This is a genomic window from Vibrio gallaecicus, from assembly GCF_024347495.1.
In the GTDB taxonomy this organism is placed as follows: domain Bacteria; phylum Pseudomonadota; class Gammaproteobacteria; order Enterobacterales; family Vibrionaceae; genus Vibrio; species Vibrio gallaecicus.
Genome location: NZ_AP025490.1, coordinates 3,160,204 through 3,177,957, shown reverse-complemented (window position 1 = coordinate 3,177,957; position 17,754 = coordinate 3,160,204). Strand labels below are relative to the sequence as shown.

Genomic DNA, 17,754 nt, shown 5'->3' with positions numbered 1-17,754 from the left:
TGTTTTTATAGTTTAGGTTTTTTAAGGCTTAGATTTAATGCACGGTCTTCCAGGTTTACACCCAGTCAATATCTTCGCCCGCATGCTTAACGCACTCTTCCTTCACCATCTCAAAAAGCTCCATCCCTGTTTTTGAACACGTCCATTTATCTTCAATAAGTTTGAAGTGGAAGCCTCCAGAACGAGACGCTAACCAAATTTCGTGCATCGGCTCTTGGCGGTTAATGATGATCTGGCTGCGGTCTTCAAATTCCAGCGTCATCACGTTACCTGTCACTTCGTAATCCACATCTGCCTCTGATTCATCGATAGCTTCTTCGATGTTTTGCATCTGTATATCGACCAGCTGATGAAATTCAGTATCGTTCATCCTTTCTATCCTATTGCTTTTCTTGAGTGTGGTGCGATTATAGGGGGCATTGAGTTAATAATCACGATATGCAAAATGAAAAAGTTAATTACAGCTCTGTTTATGGTGTCCGTTATCGGTCTTTCTGGGTGTGGTCAAACGGGAGCGTTATATCTTCCTGATGAACCGCAGCAAAGCGAACCATCGCAATAAATGCCTAATCGCAACAAGTGAATAAACGCAACAACAGCAATCGTATTTATAAGGGATAAGAATTTTGGATTACTTTAACTATCAGGATGATGGTCAGCTTTGGGCTGAGAACGTCGCACTTTCACAATTAGCCGAGCAATATGGCACACCTTTGTACGTATATTCACGTGCAACGCTAGAGCGCCATTGGAATGCTTTTGACTCTTCAGTTGGAGAACATCCTCATCTTGTTTGTTATGCAGTAAAAGCAAACTCAAACTTAGGTGTGTTGAATACTCTTGCTCGTCTTGGTTCTGGCTTTGATATTGTTTCAGGTGGTGAACTTGAGCGTGTTATTGCAGCCGGCGGCGAAGCGTCAAAAATTGTTTTCTCAGGTGTCGGTAAAACCGAGGCAGAAATGAAGCGAGCACTTGAATTAAACATTAAGTGTTTCAACGTTGAGTCTGAGCCTGAATTAGAGCGTCTAAATAAAGTTGCGGGTGAATTAGGTGTGAAAGCGCCGATTTCTTTACGTATTAATCCAGATGTAGATGCAAAAACTCACCCTTATATTTCAACAGGTCTGCGTGATAATAAATTTGGTATTGCTTTTGACCGTGCACCTGCCGTTTATCAGTTTGCACAAAGCTTAGGTAACCTTGATATCCAAGGTATTGATTGCCACATCGGCTCGCAATTAACCGATATTGAACCTTTCATTGATGCAACAGATCGCCTACTAGCATTAATTGATCAGCTACGAGACAGCGGTATTACGATTAAGCACCTTGATGTGGGTGGTGGTTTAGGCGTGGTTTATCGTGATGAATTGCCTCCTCAGCCATCTGATTACGCGAAAGCATTATTGGCTCGTTTAGATAATCATTCTGACTTAGAGCTGATTTTTGAGCCTGGAAGAGCGATTGCGGCGAACGCTGGTGTATTATTGACAAAAGTTGAGTTCCTAAAGCCAACAGAGCATAAAAACTTCGCGATCATTGATGCGGCCATGAACGACTTAATGCGTCCTGCATTATACCAAGCATGGCAAGATATCGTGCCTGTTAGCCCTCGTGAAGGTGAAGCAGTGACTTACGATTTAGTTGGTCCAATTTGTGAGACTGGCGATTTCTTAGGTAAAGACCGTGATTTGGTTCTTGAGCAAGGTGATCTATTAGCTGTTCGTTCTGCTGGTGCCTATGGCTTTGCGATGTCATCTAACTACAACACTCGTTCTCGAGCGGCAGAAGTGATGGTTGATGGCGAGAAAGCTCATTTGGTTCGTCAGCGTGAAGAGCTTGCGAGCTTATGGGAACTTGAAAACATTCTTCCGGAGTAATTTGAAGCGTTATGCATTTCCATTTTTCTAAAATGCATGGTTTGGGTAATGATTTCATGGTCGTAGACTGTATTACCCAAAACATTTTCTTTTCCCCTGATTTGATCCGTCGCTTGGCGGATCGTCATACAGGGGTTGGTTTCGATCAGCTGCTTGTTGTTGAAGCACCTTATGATCCTGAAACTGATTTCCATTATCGAATTTTCAATGCAGACGGCAGTGAAGTGGAGCAATGTGGCAATGGTGCACGTTGTTTTGCTCGTTTCGTTCGCATGAAAGGTTTAACGAATAAATACAGCATCAATGTCAGCACCAAAAAAGGCAAGATGATACTGAAAATTGAAGAGAATGACCAAATCACTGTGAATATGGGCATTCCAGAGTTCGAACCAAATAAAATTCCTTTCAAAGCAAAACAAACAGAAAAGACCTACATTCTTCGTACCGAATCTCACACTTTGTTTTGTGGTGCAGTAAGCATGGGTAACCCTCATGTTGTGACTGTGGTGGATGATGTTGATACTGCTGATGTTGATACGTTAGGTCCTCTTTTGGAGTCTCATGAACGCTTCCCTGAGCGAGTAAACGCTGGTTTCATGCAAGTACTTAATCGCAATGAAGTTCGCTTACGTGTTTATGAGCGTGGCGCTGGTGAAACTCAAGCTTGCGGAAGTGGTGCATGTGGTGCTGTTGCTGTGGGGATCTTACAAGGTCTACTTGATGAAGATGTAAAAGTCTCTCTACCTGGCGGTAATTTGCATATTAGCTGGCAAGGTCCTGGTAAACCTCTGTATATGACAGGTCCTGCTACACATGTGTTTGACGGTCAACTTTCTTGCTAGCTTCTTAGTAAGCTAGCATTTATGTGACTCATTTGTATCAATAAGCCAACGACGAAAATAAGTTGGTATTAATAAAATAAAGGAAAAGTTGTGTCTTACGTAGAAGCAGACGCACTAACGGCAGAAGTGGTCGCCGAATATTTACGTGATAACCCTGATTTCTTTCAGCAGCGTAAAGAGTTGGTTGATCACCTCGCGATTAATAATGTTGAGCAAGGTGCCGTTTCATTAGTTGAAATTCAACTGAAAAGGCAGCGTCAGCGAATTGAGGACCTAGAAGAAGAAATTACTAGCCTGATGTCTTTAGCGGCGAGTAATGACAAAACTTTCTATGAATTCATGACACTACAAGACCAGATCTTGAAATGTTCCGATTTTGTTGAAGTGATTACAGCTGTCGAGAAAAAAGCTGTAGAGTTAGGGCTAAAAGCCTATATTCGCTTACTTTCTCAAGATTCAGGCTATTATCATTTAAGTAAGACGGGATATTCTCGCTTCTCTACTAACCATCTAAATGGTAAAGAAGCGTATCTTGGTCGTTTGAGAAAAGCGGATAGAAGTGATCTCTTTGATGAGATAGCGGTACCCGAATTGGGCTCTTATGTTGTCTTACCGCTTGTTAAGCAAAGCCAGCTAGGTTTTTTAGCTTTCTCAAGTGAAGATGGTGGTCATTTTCAGCCTTATATGGATACGCTTTTCTTGCGTCACTTAGCCCTTGTTGTGGCTCATTTAGCCGCGACACTACCTTGGCAGAAACTTGATGAGCAACCAGCCCAAAATACCTCTTCCATCTAGCCTACAAAAGCCTCTTGAGCGCTTCTATGAATATCTAAGAAGTGAAAAGGGGCTCAGTTTACACACCCAACGCAATTACAAACAGCAACTAGAAACAATGGCATTCCATTTGGTGGATCTTGGTTTGAAAAGCTGGGACCAAGTAGATGCGGCTTGGGTGCGCCAATTGGCAAGTAAAGGTATGAGAGAAGGAATGAAAGCGAGCAGCTTAGCAACTCGCTTATCATCGTTACGCAGTTTTTTTGATTTCCTTGTATTACGCGGTGAGATGTCTGCTAACCCTGCGAAAGGCGTATCAGCACCTCGTAAACAGCGTCCACTACCGAAAAACTTAGATGTCGATGAAGTAGGACAGTTACTGGAAGTGAACGAAGATGACCCTTTGTCTATTCGTGATCGCGCTATGATGGAAGTTATGTATGGAGCTGGCTTACGTTTAGCAGAACTTGTTGGTATCAATATGAAAGATGTATTGAGCAGGCAAGGTGAGATTCGAGTTATTGGTAAAGGGGACAAAGAGCGCAAAGCACCCTTTTCAGGGCTAGCAAAAGAGTGGGTTGATAAGTGGCTGAGAGTTCGAAATGAATTAGCCCACCCGAGTGAGAAGGCGCTGTTTGTTTCTAAATTAGGAACACGAATTTCGCATCGTAGTGTGCAAAAAAGAATGGAAGAGTGGGGTAAAAAACAAGCTGTTGCTAGCCATATAAGCCCACACAAATTACGTCACTCTTTTGCAACACATGTGCTGGAATCTAGCCAAAACTTAAGGGCAGTACAAGAGCTACTAGGGCATGAGAATATCTCTACGACTCAAGTGTACACTCATTTGGATTTTCAACATTTAGCTCAAGCTTATGATCAAGCTCACCCGCGAGCTCGTAAGAAAAATAAAGAATAACGAGGTTTATTAGAATGCATGTGTACCGAGGCATTACTCCCATTAAAGCGATGACGTTCGATTTGGATGATACGCTTTATGACAACTGGCCTGTCATTATGAAGGTTGAGCGTGAGATGGTGCTTTGGCTACATCAACATCATCCTGTATCAGCTTCTATCAGTCTCGAACGTTGGCAACAAGTTAAACAAGACGTTGCGATCAAGAACCCCATGCTCAAGCACGATGTTACTTTATGGCGTCAAACCCAAATTGAGCAAGGTTTGATTATGCTGGGGTATGAGCGAGCTAAAGCTCAACATGCCGCACAAGAAGGCATTGCTCATGCGTTATGGTTACGTAACCAAGTTGATGTACCGCAAGAGACTCATCGTGTTTTGGCTAAGTTAAGCCAGAAAATGCCTTTAGTGGCTATAACGAATGGCAACGTGGATCCTCACAAAATTGGTTTAGGATCTTATTTCCAATTGATATTTAGAGCCGGTCCAGATGGACGAGCAAAGCCACATCCAGATATGTTTGACCGAGCTCAACAATTCTTAAACGTGAACCCTGCCGAAATATTACATGTTGGTGACCACCCAATTACGGATGTTTTAGGTGCAAAACGAAATGGTTATCAAGCTTGCTGGTTTAATGACCAAGGTAAAACGCCTTACCACACGTCAAAAATGCGAGCGTTACCTGATTTAGAAATCACCCAAATCAGTGATTTACTGATATTAATATAAAATATTCAGATTGCTTAATAATTCGCATTTATAAGACTGAGTTGATACATTGGTGATTAATTAGGAATCACCTAAAGGGTCACCACAGCATTAAAGATTAGAAACAGTGGTTGCCAACACGTTAATAATTATAAATTGTGAACAAGGCTTGGCATGCAAACGTATACTTTTTTAGCTCATACTGAGGAACTATTAGAGTCTCAGTTGATGGAACATGAATGGAATACTAATCATAGTTATCTCATTCAATTATTTTCTACTCAACCTGCTGATGTCGCCCAAAGCTTTGCTCGTGTTGCCCTTTCTAAGGTTCCTTCCCCTGTTATTATTGGGCAAAGTGCTTGTAATATTATCCGTGATAACCTGCTTCAAAATACTGGCACAATTCTTATAATCAGCGAGTTCTCACATACTCGTTTAACTTCAGCCGTACAAGTTTTTACGGAACTGCCGGAAAGAGATAGCCAATTCCTCGTTGAACAACTGCGAATATCCTCAGACACACAAGCTGTGATTAGCTTAAGCGATCAGCTGAATGCGCGGGACTATCCAATTTACAGCGCATTTGAACAGCTCCCTTATGTGGTCCCTGTTGCTGGTGGTTTGTGTCAAGAAAACAAATTTGGTCGTTGGGTCTTACATAATGCTGATGTTTACCAGCATGCTTGTGTGGCGGTCTCACTCACTAACCCTGACCTAAAAGTATGGTCGGACGCATACTCAGAGTGGAACCCTATTGGAATGAAGTTACGCGTGACCAAAGCTGAAGGTCGTCGAGTATACTCTTTAAACGACAAGCCAATCTTTGAAGTGTTTAAGCATTATTTGTCTGATGGTAAAGATCTACCGCTTAACCAGATGATGAGTTTTCCGCTGTATCGGGAGTCAGGCAAAGAGAAAGGTATATCAACGCCACTCCGGATTAACAGTGACGGCAGTATTGAGTTCGACAGTGTTTGGGAATCCGGTCAATATGCTCAGTTTTGTTATAACCACCCATCTCTCACCTCTGAAAAAGTACGTCATGGGGCAGAAGTTCTGTCTATTCATCAGCCCGAATCCGTCTTTATCTACAACTGTGCTTCTCGTCTAGAATTCATTGATGGCACAACAGAGCTAATGCCGTTTAAAGGAATTGCTGAAACGACAGGGGCGTATTGCATGGGGGAGTTATATTATGACAACGGAAAGCAAGAAATTTTGCACCATAGTTTAACCTACCTCGCGATACGTGAATCTCAAGACCTTAGAGAGTTTTATCGTTCTGAGCAAAAGTCAGAGTCAACCGTCTCCCCATTATTGAATTTAGTGCGAAATGCAGTGGCAGACCTGGATCAGATAAATGCTGAAATGGAAAAGAAGCTGCATCAGCAAGCAAGAAAGCTAACGGATAATTACCGCATTGATTCTAGGACTGGTTTGCCGAATCGGATGGCTTTAAAAGAGCGGTTGAATGAGCTCGCATTCAGTGAGCACTTGCTTACTTTAAAGCTGACTAATTTTAATCATGTGAACGAAAAATATGGCTATCAAGTTGGTGACCAACTGTTACTCGACCTATCTAGTCACTTCATTCGTCGCCTTGAAAAAAGGCTGAGCCAGATACCACTGAAGATAAGCTTGTTTAGTATTGGAGTTGGAGAGTGGGCGCTGATTTTCAACGCCAATACTGAAAGTCATCTTATTAAGCAAAAATTTGTTCAGTTTTCCGATGATATCGAACGAATTAACTTTGAGCCTTATGGTTTATCTGACGTAGATTACCTTTCTGTTTCTTTATGTGGTGGGTTTGCCAGCCGGTGTGATTTTTTAAATGAAACTGGTGAAGAGATATTACTCAAAGCCATCGAAGCAAGGCGTTATGGTGTTCGAAACAATACCCACATTACCAATGCAAAAGATATTCAGGTTAGTGAAGAGGATCGTAAAGAACGCATAGGTTGGTTAAGTTGTGTGAGCCGCGCAATCCTAGACCAAAAAATCATTACTTACACACAGCCGATTGTTTCGGCCAGAACCCATGAAGTGATTGCTCAAGAGTGTTTAGTGAGAATCATGGAGCCGGATGGCAAAATAGTCATGCCGGGTAAGTTCCTGCCTATTATTACTGATACGCACCTATACACTAGACTCAGCCGACATATGATAAAGAGTACTTTAGGGTATATGGCGGATAAACAAGGTTCATTTTCCATTAACCTATCCCCTCAAGATTTGTTTAGTGACAAAACGCTCGAAGTGCTAGAAAGTTCAATCCTGAATATGAATGATCCGACTCGACTTGGTTTGGAAGTCTTAGAATCAGAACAAATAAAAGACTATGGTCGTATGATTGAAGTGTGTAACCACTTTCGTGCACTAGGGGCTCGTATCATTGTGGATGACTTTGGTGCTGGGTATTCGAATATCGATGAAATCATTAAGCTTGAGCCACAAATTATTAAATTAGATGGCAGTTTGATTCGCAATATAGATCAAGATATTAAGCAGCGAAAAATTGCTTCACAGCTCGTGCGATTGTGTCAGGTTTTCAATGCGAAAACTGTGGCCGAGTTTGTTCATAATCAGGCAGTTTGTGATATTACAAAGGATATGGGTGTCGACTATTTGCAAGGTTATCATTTAGGTAAACCGAAACGCTTGTTTTAGCAAAAAACGAAAGAAATTAACTGTATATTGGTGGCGCATTCCATAAACTGGATGACACGGACCTCACATTATTAATAAAGCTATCAGTTTTATTACGTGCATAGCACTAGAAATGCGAGCAGAATAACAAGCCATTAACTTAAAGATTAATGTGAATATGCAGTCTATTTCAATCTTGGTACAAGATTTTGACCAACTTCAAACGGAGTTAAGTCAGGTCTCTTTTTTATCTAATGAAAAACTATTAATTCAGGTCTTTTCTTCATTTGAAAAGAGTCGAGTTGAATCTGCATGTCTGGAGATTAAAAAGACTTTCCCCAACGCTCAGCTCATTGGTGCAAGCGCAAATCATTTTATTCGTAAAGGTGAAATAGAGTATCAAGGCCTTTACCTTATTATCACTCGCTTCTCTTCAGTTTCCCTTTCTTGCAGCCTTGTCTCATATAGCGATGACTTAGCAGCCGACAGCGCGCAAATGTGGCACCAATTAGAATGCACTAAGCATACTCAAGCCATTATTTGCTTTGCCGACCGAATGAATATGAGCAAACAAGCTCTTTTTTCCTCATTCAATCACTCTCGATTACAAATCCCGATTGCTGGTGGTGCTTCAACGATTACTGATTACGGCCGCTGGGTCATGTTGGATGGTTGTTGTTATGAAAATGCTTATGTGATGGTGGCTCTGCATGGCTCCGATTTGGCTATTGCCAAAGGCTTTTATACCGAGTGGAACCCAATAGGTAAAACATTCCGCGTGACTGCCGCTGATGGGAAATTGGTTTATGAACTGGATGGTCGCCCAGTAAGAGAACTTTATAATCATTATTTAGCGGATGGTCTAGAAGTACCTTTAGAGCAACTGCATGATTTTCCATTAATGGTTGGTGAGCCTAAAGACCAAAGTATTTTTTTACCGATGAGAATTGTCGACGATAATGCGCTTGAGTTTAATGGGGAATTTAATGTAGGTGATGAGGTTCGCTTTTGTTACGACCATCCATCGCTGACCCTGGAGCAAGTGCGGAATGGTGTGCAGCAAGTCGCTAGTCACGCTCCCGAACAATTTTTTATTTATAACTGTACCTCGCGTCTTGATTTCATTGAAGGCAACCAAGAAGTTTCTGTGTTCCAAAATTTGGCAGACAGCTTTGGTGTTTATTGTATGGGGGAGCTATACAGAGATGATGACCAGCAGCGATTATTGCACCATAGTTTGACCTATATAGCGTTGAGAGAAGGGGTTCACTCTAGCGAACAAGCCACACCTCTCAATAAAACGGCAAGTGCAATATCGCCATTATTTTCTTTGATCCGAAATGCGCTTGTTGATGTTGATGGCATGAACCAAACCATGACGAGTAAAATACAAAAACAAGCGACGGAGTTGACGGCGAGTTATCGAGTAGATCGCCGGACTCAGTTACCCAATCGTAGTGTATTGAGAGAAAAGCTCGCGCAGATGAAGCCATCAAGCCATTTATTGAGCTTAAAGGTGAGTAACTTCAGCCAGATAAATGAAAAATATGGTTATCACGTGGGTGATCAGCTATTGAATGATTTAAGTGAGTATTTTCAAAAAGCTCTTTGGAAGCTATTTGATAAAGACTGCTTGTTGTACAGCATTGGTATCGGTGAGTGGGCGGTAGTATTTGAAAGCATGCAGAGTGAAGAGTTTATACAAATGCGTTTCTCTGAATTTGCAGATACAACAGAGCATGTAAACTTTGAGCCGATGGGGCTACCTGATATCGATTACTTGTCAGTGTCTCTAAGTGCTGGCTTAGCGAGCCGTTGCGACTTTCCTAATTTATCAACTGACGATTTACTGCTTAAGTCGATAGAAGCGCGCCGTGATGCGGTACGTAATAATAAACACCTAGTGAATGCTCGAACCTTAATTAAGTTAGAACAAGAAAGGCAAGAGCAACTTGGCTGGTTATCTTGTGTTAGCCGTGCGGTTCTACATAAAAACGTGGTCGCTTGTGCTCAGCCCATCGTGGCAGCTCATACCCATCAAGTGGAAAGCTATGAATGTTTGGTTCGTATTGAAGAAGATGGAGAACTCATCGCACCAGGTAAATTCCTACCTATTATAGAAGGTACTCACCTATACACTCGTCTCAGTCGACAGATGATTACTCGAACGTTTGAGTGCATGAGTGAAAGAACCGACTCTTTTTCGATCAATCTATCTCCTCAAGATCTAACCAATGAGAAAACCTTATATCACTTGGAAGATGCCATTGGATTGATAAGCCACCCGCAGCGTATTGGGTTAGAAGTATTAGAGACCGAACAAATTAAGGATTACAGCCGTCTGATAGAGGTATGTAATCACTTCCGCGATTTAGGGGTAAATATTATTGTGGATGATTTTGGGTCGGGGTACTCGAACATTGATGAAATATTAAAACTCGAACCGCAAGTCATCAAATTAGATGGCAGCTTGATTCGCAATATTGACCAAGATGAGAAGCAAAGAAAAATAGCACAACAACTGGTGAGTTTATGCCAGATATTGAATGCAAAAACGGTCGCTGAATTTGTTCATAATCAGCAGGTTTGTGAAATTGCTGAAGATATGGGTGTCGATTATTTGCAAGGTTTTTACTTTAGTGAGCCGAAGCGTTTGTTCTAAACACGTTGACTTGTGCTCAGTGGAGCTTGGCAGTCTGCTTATAATCATAAGGTTTAAAATGGATGAGAATAAAGGGGCTGACGTTCCACGTGAAACATCCATGCATATAATTTGCAATAAAGGGAAGCGCTAGCTTCCCTTTATTGTTTGTGTTGTTACCTTAGCTGCTTACTGCAGTTTATGCCCGCACTTATCCGCTTTATAGACTTGTAAATACTGTTCAAAGTACTGCTCAATTTGGTCTGCTTGCTGATCTTGGTTGAGCTCTCTAAGCAATTGGATACCGACTTCACAAGTGCATAAATGACCAGCCTCTTGATTTCGCCTTAGTGTATACAGGGAATCGTGAGTGGTTTGCAGATGAATCGCGGGTAATGATTTTAGCCATGGGCTTTTATTGAGCATCTTCTTTGCTTCTTGCCAGGTTCCGTCCAGCATAATAAATAGTGGCTGGATATGCTCTTGGCTCGCAGGCAGGCTTTTTATGATTTGCTGACAAGATTGGCTGGTTTCACTAGGGAAGAGAACAAACGCCTGAAGCTCAGGCTGCGCAATCTTTTTAAGCAACTCTATCGGAGGCTCTTTTCTCTGCCATGTATACACGTGGCAGTTTTCTAGGGTTTGGTTGAGCAGTTTTCCGGTATTGGTTTCGCGAGAATGCTCGTTCTTATGAGTTAATAGTACTAACTCAATCGAGCTGTCCACTTGTGGTGTTTGATCGCAAATGCATTGGTGCTTAAACCCACAACCAGTACATACTTTTAGCTCTTGCTGCTCTTGCTGCTCTTGCTGCTCTTGCATTACAGCATGACTCCGTCTTGTACTGGAGTGATTTTGTCAGCGAAGAGTATTACGTCAGTTACATTATTACCTTGAACAACCGGTGACACACTCGGGTTCATTGGATAGCTTACCCCGGTGTAGCTTAACTTGTGTTGAGCTGGCGTTGCCCCTCCACCTCGAACATTGAAGATAAGATCTTGCCAGCCATGATTTTGGTTTTTGCCTAATCTAATATCATCTTGTACTAGGGTGATACGACTATTGAAACGCCAATCATCATTATGGTTTTCAAAGATAAGCAATGTACACCCACCTGAGCCGCACCAATCTAACTGCGCTAACAGTTCATCATTTCCATCACCATTGAGGTCATAGGTCAGCCACCTATATTTGGTGTTGTCTGGGGAGGTTTGGTGGATCTTGAAATATCGACGAATGGCATTGTCGACGTCTTGATTAAAATCGGAGCTGGAGTTTATCTGTTTTGCCGATAAATCTACGGATGTATTTGATGCTTTTTCAACTTGAGTGCTTAGCGTTGATTTTGCTCTAAATAAGGTAAGCCCCCCATTCGAGATAGGGTAAACCACGTTACCAACTTTTTCTTTTTCTGCAGTTAACTGATAACCATCCCGAGTAAAAATTCTCTCTGATATTAAATATTGCTGTTGATGTTGTGTCATCACTACTTGCACTTGATCTTTATTTAACTGTTGCCAGAAGCCTTGCTCGATAATAGATGGCTCGCCAGAAGTATAAGAATAAGTGGTCGTTGCACTATGGTTGCCATGCAGCTCTAGTTGAACAGAAAACCCTATGTTATCCGTTGAGCTAGCAAAATATAGCCCAGACCAATCCAGAGTGGAGTCGACATTCGCTACAGTTGCGCACCCATCTAAGTCTTTACTCCCAATAGTAAGTTGAGATTTCCAACCGTATATTGAATCGCTCATACCGTCGTTACAGGTTTCTTTTTGTAGCTCAAGCTCACCGTCATTCAGGCTATATTGCCTTTTATCAGCGCTTACTCGACTTGATTGGATAGCCAGATTCTGTGGTTTATCACCCATTGGGGTATAAGTAATTTGGTCTTTGTTAAAAGATGCAGACCAAAAAGGTTCTGTACCAAAGGCACGAGTCGGGCGAAGCGGTTGAGAGCATCGTTCAGGGTTTTCTGTAGTCAGTAAATTGACTTGCTCAACAACAAAGCGAGCTGTGAAATCTGCGTTATAGCCTGTTTGGCTGGGAACACTAAGGTGACCAATCATCTCACCATACATGGTTTGATAAGGTCTTGAAGGCAGAGCCAGTGCTTGTTGAAGTGCGCCTTTAGGGAGATCTAACCAGTATTGTTGCTGGCTACCACAAGGAGTGAAGGTTCGCGTCTCATGTCCGACAACCACTTGCCCACGCATGATGAATGTTTGAGGTTGAATGCTCTTAGGTTCATCTAAAGTTGCTGGTGGTAACTCAGGTTCAGTGACAACTTCAGGTGCAGAGCTGCAGCCTTGAAGTGCCAGAATAGCCAGCCACGTTGCTGGGTTTTTAAATGCCTTCATGTAATATCTTCCTATGAGCAACCGTTAACTGGATTTATTATGGCATATTGGTTATTTAAAACAGAACCCGACACATTCTCAATTAACACATTACGGACACAAAACTCCTCCTGTTGGGAGGGGGTGCGCAATTATCAAGCAAGAAATATGATGCGTGATGATGTGAAGTTGGGTGATTTAGTGCTGATCTATCATTCTTCATGCAAAAAGGTTGGGGTAGCAGGGATTGCAAAAGTGACCCGAGAAGCGTACCCCGATCATTTTCAGTTCGATCCGGAAAGCGATTATTACGATCCAAAATCTACCCAAGAGAATCCTAGGTGGATCATGGTTGATGTCGAGTTTGTACGAGTAACAGAAAGGCTTATACCCCTTGCGACATTAAAAGCGATGCCTGAGCTTGAAAATATGCCTTTGGTCAAACGTGGAAACCGCTTATCAATCATGCCCGTTTCAGAAGCAGAATGGACGGCAATTTTAAGTAAAGAGACATTACCGAAGCGCAGTTAAACAGTCTGTTGGAAGGATAAAAAGCAACCGAGTGGTTGCTTTTTTTAGGTTAAATACAGCTCGCTAATCGCTTATAGCAAGTGCTCATGCAGATAATGAGCGACAGCGTCATCGGCATTACTACCAATCACTTCGTTATTTGGTAAAGCTTTCAATACTTTCTCATGAGATGTTCCCATCACTAACCCTTTGCCAGCCATTGAAAGCATCTCTGCATCATTCATTCCATCACCAAAGGCGATACAGTGCTCCAAGCCTAAATTCATAGATTTAGCCACGGCTTCTAAAGCGTGACCTTTAGATACTTCATCCGCCATCACTTCTAAACACCAAGGTGTTGAGAATGCGATGTTTAGCTTGTCACCCAATAGCTCATTGAGTTTGTCTTCAAACGGAACAAGGTATTCGTGTTCTTGGTTAGGGTGAGTGAAGAAAATTTTAGCAATACCTTCTTGAGGGGCATTGTTGATGTCAAATAAACGATAAGTGAATCCGGTTTGGTCATGGAAGTTCTTCATGCCTTCGTCATCACGGTTCATTAGCCATTCGTCATTCATGTAAATATGAATGAAAATTTCCGGATCACCTTTAAGGACATCAACAACTTGTTGAACTAGGTGAGCAGGAATGTTCTTTGCGTAGGTGAGGTTATCATTTAAGTCATGAACACGTGCACCGTTGGATGTGATCATGTAGGCAGGAATGCCGGTTTGCTCGCGAATGCCTGCAACATCTACATGGTGACGACCAGTAGCAAAAATGAAGGTATAACCTTGCTGGTGCAATTCAGTGAGGGTTTGCTTAGTAAAGTCGCTGAGCTGGTGGTTTGGAGCGAGTAGTGTGCCATCGAGATCTGACGCGACAATTTTAACGGTATCTTTTAATGCAGAAGTAGTCATTTAGCCCTCATTGCGTTGTTATGAATGCTAGTGATCTAGCATCGTTCTTTTGACCTACAAATTGTATGCGAAAACAGAGAAAGAAAAGAGGGTAAAGGTCACTGACTTCTCTTCCTCTTTAGCAAGTTTGCTATTGTTCAGCGCTTATCTTGAGCGCTAAAAAAATCACAAATGGCATCCAGTGTTTGGTTTCGATACTGATCTTTTTCAAAGAGCACTTCATGCTGCGCATTGTTAATGGTCTTAAATTGGCAGAAAGGGTTGGTTTTAGCCAGTTTTTTGATAAAACGAACTTGAGCTTCATTACTCACAATCCTCTCGCTTCCGGCTTGAACAATCAGTAAGGGGATTTGAATTTGGCGAGTTTGCTGAATACATTGCTTAGCAGCCATAAGACCTTGCCATACCCAGCGAGTGCTGGCGCCGCCCACTTTCAATTCGGGTTTTTCTTCATAGAGTTTACGAAACCATTGATAGCGAACGTTACTTTGTGTTAAAGGATTATCTTCAAATGGTTTTTGGAAGTATTCCTTTTGTCCTGGAGCATAGGTTGCTTTTGTACTAATGGCTGTTAGCAGTTGGCTTAGTATTAGTGCCACTGGTTTTAAGTACCATTCTGTATTTACACCATACATTGGGGCACACAGTGCGACTTTATCAAAAGTATGTTCCTGTGTGATTTGCAAGTACCGAGTTGATATCGTACTTCCCATAGAATGACCTAATAAGTAGCGTTCTTTATAGCGCTCTATCTGGAAGCTTTTCACTAAAGTTGCCATGTCAGCGACATAATCATCAAATTCTTGGATGTGCCCAATGTCAGAGTCTTTTACCAATCGTTCTGATAACCCTTGCCCTTGATGATCAAAGGAATAAATATCGTAGCCTTTTTGAAAAAGGTCGTAGAAAAGCTCTTGGTATTTCCAGCATGACTCAATGCGCCCATTAACAATGACAATGACTTTATTGTGTTCAGGATGGGTATAACTGCACCAGTATGATTTTCTTTTATGGGATGTTGTAACATAACCTTCATTTCTTTGTTGCCAAAGGTTGGCTATTGGGTGTTTAATCGCTTGCTCGAACTGATGCTCTTGCGTATAAGAAGGGTGCATGGCACCTGAATTTTCCATGATGAAAATGCCTAAGTGAAACAGTGAGAGCGTAGTCGCTACTAATGATATTAGATTAATGAACTCATAAGGAAATGCAATGGATACTCATGTTTGGTTAGCTTATGTTGTTACCGCTATTCTTTTTAGCCTAGCACCTGGTTCTGGTACCGTTAACTCAATCAGTAATGGTTTGAGTTATGGGACGAGGAAGTCATTAGCATCGATTATTGGCCTGCAACTTGGTCTTGCTTTTCATATTGTTCTCGTTGGCGCAGGTATTGGTGCTTTGGTCGCAAAATCAGCTCTTGCATTCTCTATTATCAAATGGGTGGGTGTGATCTATTTAGTTTGGTTAGGGATTCAAAAGTGGCGTGATCGCTCAAGTTTGATCGCACAAACCGGCGAAGGAACTAAGTCGAGTTGGGACCTCATGCGTAATGCAGTGTTGATTAATTTGACTAACCCTAAGTCAATAGTTTTCCTTGTGGCACTTTTCCCACAATTTATAAACCCAATGCAACCTCAGATGCCACAACTTTTGGTTCTGGGTGTTACGACAGTTGTTATTGATGGTATCGTAATGCTTGGTTACATTTCATTGGCGGCACAAATGGGTCGATTTATTCGTTCTGACCGCGTAATGGGCAAAATTAATAAAGTATTTGGTGGTATGTTTATGGGCTGTGGAGCTCTACTTGCTGCCGCGAAAGCATAATGATAATAACGGCTTAACGGATTAAAATAGAAAGACAATGACTTCAACGTACGTCGCGCGCCAACCGATCTTTAACCGAAAAAAGCATACATTAGGTTATGAGTTGCTTTTTCGGGATGGGGAGAAAAATGCTTATCCTTCGCATATTGGATCTAATCGCGCGACGTATCGATTAATTGTCGAAAACTTCCTGTCTGTTGGGATAAACCCTTCCATTCCTACATCTCGTTGTTTCATCAACTTTCCGTATCAAAGCTTGATTCGTCGCTTACCATTGAGCCTACCTAAAGATAAAGTCGTGGTGGAAGTGTTGGAAACATGTTCGCCAACAGATGAGTTATTTGAAGCCATTAAAGATCTGTACCGGCAAGGTTATATGATCGCGCTGGATGATTTCACGTTGACTGAAGAGTGGAAGCGATTTCTTAAATATGTTCACATTATTAAGCTCGACATCATGCAGATGGGGCTTGATGCTGCCTGTGAATTGGTTCGTGAGCATCATGGGCAAAAATACAGTTTTCTAGCTGAAAGAATAGAAACATTGAAAGAGTTTGAACAAGCGAAAGAGGCTGGTTTTAAATTCTTCCAAGGTTATTTTTTTAGTAAGCCAGAAATAATAAAAACGAAATACGTGAGTCCAGAGCAAGCCATTGCCATGGAGCTATTTCAAGAAGTCTGCCAAGCTAATGTGGACTTTAAACGTGTAGAAAGTATTGTTGCGAAAGATGTGGCACTTTCTTATAAGTTACTGCGCTTTGTGAATACCATGTCTCCTCGTCTTGAAGTGACGATATCCTCTTTTAGACAAGCGCTTGTTTATCTTGGTCAAGATAAGTTGAAGATGTTTGTTTCACTCGCTGTCGCTTCGTATATTGCAGACTCCAAGCCAAAAGAGTTGCTTAACTTATCTCTTCAGCGAGCTCAATTTTGCCAATTGATGTCACGCTACCAGCCCTTTCAAAACCATACTGAACAAGCCTTTATGATTGGCTTATTCTCCATGTTGGATGCACTACTTGATCTGTCGCTGGAAAACCTTGTCGATCAACTCCCATTATGCAAAGTCATTAAAGTCGCCTTATTGCGCCGAGAAGGACCCTATGGAGTGCTATTAGCATTAGAAGAGAGCTTTGAGCTTGCTGATTGGAAAAGTATTGAAGGTTATTGCCAGCAGTTAGGATTAAATGCTGAAGATGTACAGCATGAATTGGTTCAAGCTCAGCGTTGGAGCCAAACCATGCAGCTCTAACATTGAATATGAATATTTGATGACAAACTAACGCACGCCTTGACGTGCGTTTTTTAATAACTAATATATATGCATATCCATATATGAGTATGTAGTTATGCTTCCTCACCAATTCTTTAAATTACTATCTGATGAAACAAGAGTGCGCTGTTTAATGTTGATAGTACGCCAGACTTGTTTATCGGTTGGTGAATTAACACAGGCATTAGAAGAAAGTCAGCCAAAAATATCTCGTCACTTAGCACAATTACGTTCGAGTGGCATTTTGACTGATGTTCGCCAAGGGCAATGGGTTTTTTATCGCCTGTCACAAGATTTACCGGGTTGGATGCTAAAGTTGATCGACGACCTTATCGCATCAAACTGTTTGAAAACTGAATACCAGCAAGACATCACGCGTTTAGAAGCTATGAGCTCACGCCCTGTATGTTGCGTTTAAATCCAAATTTAAGTTTCACCACTAATTTAAATTTCACCACTAGCTG

At 41.7% G+C, this 17,754-nt stretch carries 17 protein-coding genes; 12 read left to right on the top strand and 5 right to left on the bottom strand.

Translation table 11 applies throughout. From position 1 onward, the window contains the following. Window positions 1-55 precede the first annotated feature (55 nt). Complete coding sequence (gene cyaY / locus OCU78_RS13985; RefSeq protein WP_137375464.1) at window positions 56-370, bottom strand: iron donor protein CyaY; 315 nt, start codon at window positions 368-370, stop codon at window positions 56-58. Window positions 371-445: 75 nt separating this feature from the next. Here cyaY and lptM point away from each other — a divergent pair, with 75 nt between their 5' ends. The 8 genes from lptM to OCU78_RS13945 all read left to right on the top strand — a co-directional run bounded on the left by lptM (window position 446) and on the right by OCU78_RS13945 (window position 10,436). Beyond that, entirely contained in the window at window positions 446-562 is a 117-nt protein-coding gene (gene lptM, locus OCU78_RS23050) for an LPS translocon maturation chaperone LptM (protein ID WP_408063449.1), read from the top strand. A gap of 64 nt (window positions 563-626) precedes the next feature. After that, entirely contained in the window at window positions 627-1,880 is a 1,254-nt protein-coding gene (gene lysA, locus OCU78_RS13975; protein WP_137375466.1) for a diaminopimelate decarboxylase, read from the top strand. 11 nt (window positions 1,881-1,891) lie between these two features. Then, the gene (gene dapF / locus OCU78_RS13970; RefSeq protein ID WP_137375467.1) at window positions 1,892-2,722 is read left to right on the top strand and encodes a diaminopimelate epimerase; all 831 of its coding nucleotides are present in this window, start codon (window positions 1,892-1,894) and stop codon (window positions 2,720-2,722) included. Between the two features lie 90 nt (window positions 2,723-2,812). Next, window positions 2,813-3,517: a DUF484 family protein gene (locus OCU78_RS13965; protein ID WP_137375468.1), complete on the top strand. Its 705-nt coding sequence runs from the start codon at window positions 2,813-2,815 to the stop codon at window positions 3,515-3,517. After that, window positions 3,483-4,415, top strand: coding sequence for a tyrosine recombinase XerC (gene xerC, locus OCU78_RS13960; RefSeq protein WP_137375469.1), 933 nt, complete (start codon window positions 3,483-3,485; stop codon window positions 4,413-4,415). The genes OCU78_RS13965 and xerC overlap by 35 nt, the downstream gene beginning before the upstream one ends. Window positions 4,416-4,429: 14 nt before the next feature. Next, on the top strand, window positions 4,430-5,146 hold the full coding sequence (gene yigB / locus OCU78_RS13955; RefSeq protein WP_137375470.1) for a 5-amino-6-(5-phospho-D-ribitylamino)uracil phosphatase YigB: 717 nt from the start codon (window positions 4,430-4,432) through the stop codon (window positions 5,144-5,146). Between the two features lie 153 nt (window positions 5,147-5,299). Next, window positions 5,300-7,795 carry a bifunctional diguanylate cyclase/phosphodiesterase gene (locus OCU78_RS13950; RefSeq protein ID WP_137375471.1) on the top strand — a complete coding sequence of 832 codons (2,496 nt, stop codon included), beginning with the start codon at window positions 5,300-5,302 and terminating at the stop codon, window positions 7,793-7,795. A gap of 157 nt (window positions 7,796-7,952) precedes the next feature. After that, the gene (locus tag OCU78_RS13945) at window positions 7,953-10,436 is read left to right on the top strand and encodes a bifunctional diguanylate cyclase/phosphodiesterase (RefSeq protein ID WP_137375472.1); all 2,484 of its coding nucleotides are present in this window, start codon (window positions 7,953-7,955) and stop codon (window positions 10,434-10,436) included. A gap of 168 nt (window positions 10,437-10,604) precedes the next feature. Here OCU78_RS13945 and OCU78_RS13940 read toward each other — a convergent pair whose 3' ends face one another. Beyond that, window positions 10,605-11,237, bottom strand: a complete 633-nt coding sequence (locus tag OCU78_RS13940; protein ID WP_137375473.1) for a tRNA-uridine aminocarboxypropyltransferase — start codon at window positions 11,235-11,237, stop codon at window positions 10,605-10,607. Then, the gene (locus OCU78_RS13935) at window positions 11,237-12,778 is read right to left on the bottom strand and encodes a COG3650 family protein (RefSeq protein WP_137375474.1); all 1,542 of its coding nucleotides are present in this window, start codon (window positions 12,776-12,778) and stop codon (window positions 11,237-11,239) included. Before OCU78_RS13935 ends, OCU78_RS13940 begins: the two co-directional genes overlap by 1 nt. A 39-nt stretch (window positions 12,779-12,817) precedes the next feature. On the opposite strand from OCU78_RS13935, the gene OCU78_RS13930 reads away from it, so the two are divergent. Continuing rightward, window positions 12,818-13,288 (top strand): EVE domain-containing protein, encoded by a 471-nt coding sequence (locus OCU78_RS13930; protein ID WP_137375475.1) that lies wholly within the window; start codon window positions 12,818-12,820, stop codon window positions 13,286-13,288. Between the two features lie 71 nt (window positions 13,289-13,359). Here OCU78_RS13930 and OCU78_RS13925 read toward each other — a convergent pair whose 3' ends face one another. Then, a complete protein-coding gene (locus OCU78_RS13925) occupies window positions 13,360-14,187 on the bottom strand; it encodes a Cof-type HAD-IIB family hydrolase (RefSeq protein WP_137375476.1) in 828 nt (275 codons plus the stop codon). A gap of 137 nt (window positions 14,188-14,324) precedes the next feature. Continuing rightward, window positions 14,325-15,320: an alpha/beta fold hydrolase gene (locus OCU78_RS13920; protein WP_137375477.1), complete on the bottom strand. Its 996-nt coding sequence runs from the start codon at window positions 15,318-15,320 to the stop codon at window positions 14,325-14,327. A 79-nt stretch (window positions 15,321-15,399) separates the two neighbouring features. Here OCU78_RS13920 and rhtB point away from each other — a divergent pair, with 79 nt between their 5' ends. The 3 genes from rhtB to OCU78_RS13905 all read left to right on the top strand — a co-directional run bounded on the left by rhtB (window position 15,400) and on the right by OCU78_RS13905 (window position 17,708). Beyond that, window positions 15,400-16,017, top strand: coding sequence for a homoserine/homoserine lactone efflux protein (gene rhtB / locus OCU78_RS13915; protein ID WP_137375478.1), 618 nt, complete (start codon window positions 15,400-15,402; stop codon window positions 16,015-16,017). A 37-nt stretch (window positions 16,018-16,054) separates the two neighbouring features. Then, window positions 16,055-17,269 carry an EAL and HDOD domain-containing protein gene (locus tag OCU78_RS13910; RefSeq protein ID WP_137375479.1) on the top strand — a complete coding sequence of 405 codons (1,215 nt, stop codon included), beginning with the start codon at window positions 16,055-16,057 and terminating at the stop codon, window positions 17,267-17,269. 97 nt (window positions 17,270-17,366) lie between these two features. Further along, window positions 17,367-17,708 carry a metalloregulator ArsR/SmtB family transcription factor gene (locus tag OCU78_RS13905; protein ID WP_137375480.1) on the top strand — a complete coding sequence of 114 codons (342 nt, stop codon included), beginning with the start codon at window positions 17,367-17,369 and terminating at the stop codon, window positions 17,706-17,708. Window positions 17,709-17,754 lie beyond the last annotated feature (46 nt).

Coding starts and splice junctions, on each gene's coding strand:
- cyaY (WP_137375464.1), bottom strand. CDS start 370: ATGAACGATACTGAATTTCATCAGCTGGTCGATATACAGATGCAAAAC.
- lptM (WP_408063449.1), top strand. CDS start 446: ATGAAAAAGTTAATTACAGCTCTGTTTATGGTGTCCGTTATCGGTCTT.
- dapF (WP_137375467.1), top strand. CDS start 1,892: ATGCATTTCCATTTTTCTAAAATGCATGGTTTGGGTAATGATTTCATG.
- xerC (WP_137375469.1), top strand. CDS start 3,483: ATGAGCAACCAGCCCAAAATACCTCTTCCATCTAGCCTACAAAAGCCT.
- yigB (WP_137375470.1), top strand. CDS start 4,430: ATGCATGTGTACCGAGGCATTACTCCCATTAAAGCGATGACGTTCGAT.
- OCU78_RS13950 (WP_137375471.1), top strand. CDS start 5,300: ATGCAAACGTATACTTTTTTAGCTCATACTGAGGAACTATTAGAGTCT.
- OCU78_RS13945 (WP_137375472.1), top strand. CDS start 7,953: ATGCAGTCTATTTCAATCTTGGTACAAGATTTTGACCAACTTCAAACG.
- OCU78_RS13940 (WP_137375473.1), bottom strand. CDS start 11,237: ATGCAAGAGCAGCAAGAGCAGCAAGAGCAGCAAGAGCTAAAAGTATGT.
- OCU78_RS13935 (WP_137375474.1), bottom strand. CDS start 12,778: ATGAAGGCATTTAAAAACCCAGCAACGTGGCTGGCTATTCTGGCACTT.
- OCU78_RS13930 (WP_137375475.1), top strand. CDS start 12,818: ATGGCATATTGGTTATTTAAAACAGAACCCGACACATTCTCAATTAAC.
- OCU78_RS13925 (WP_137375476.1), bottom strand. CDS start 14,187: ATGACTACTTCTGCATTAAAAGATACCGTTAAAATTGTCGCGTCAGAT.
- OCU78_RS13920 (WP_137375477.1), bottom strand. CDS start 15,320: ATGGAAAATTCAGGTGCCATGCACCCTTCTTATACGCAAGAGCATCAG.
- rhtB (WP_137375478.1), top strand. CDS start 15,400: ATGGATACTCATGTTTGGTTAGCTTATGTTGTTACCGCTATTCTTTTT.
- OCU78_RS13910 (WP_137375479.1), top strand. CDS start 16,055: ATGACTTCAACGTACGTCGCGCGCCAACCGATCTTTAACCGAAAAAAG.
- OCU78_RS13905 (WP_137375480.1), top strand. CDS start 17,367: ATGCTTCCTCACCAATTCTTTAAATTACTATCTGATGAAACAAGAGTG.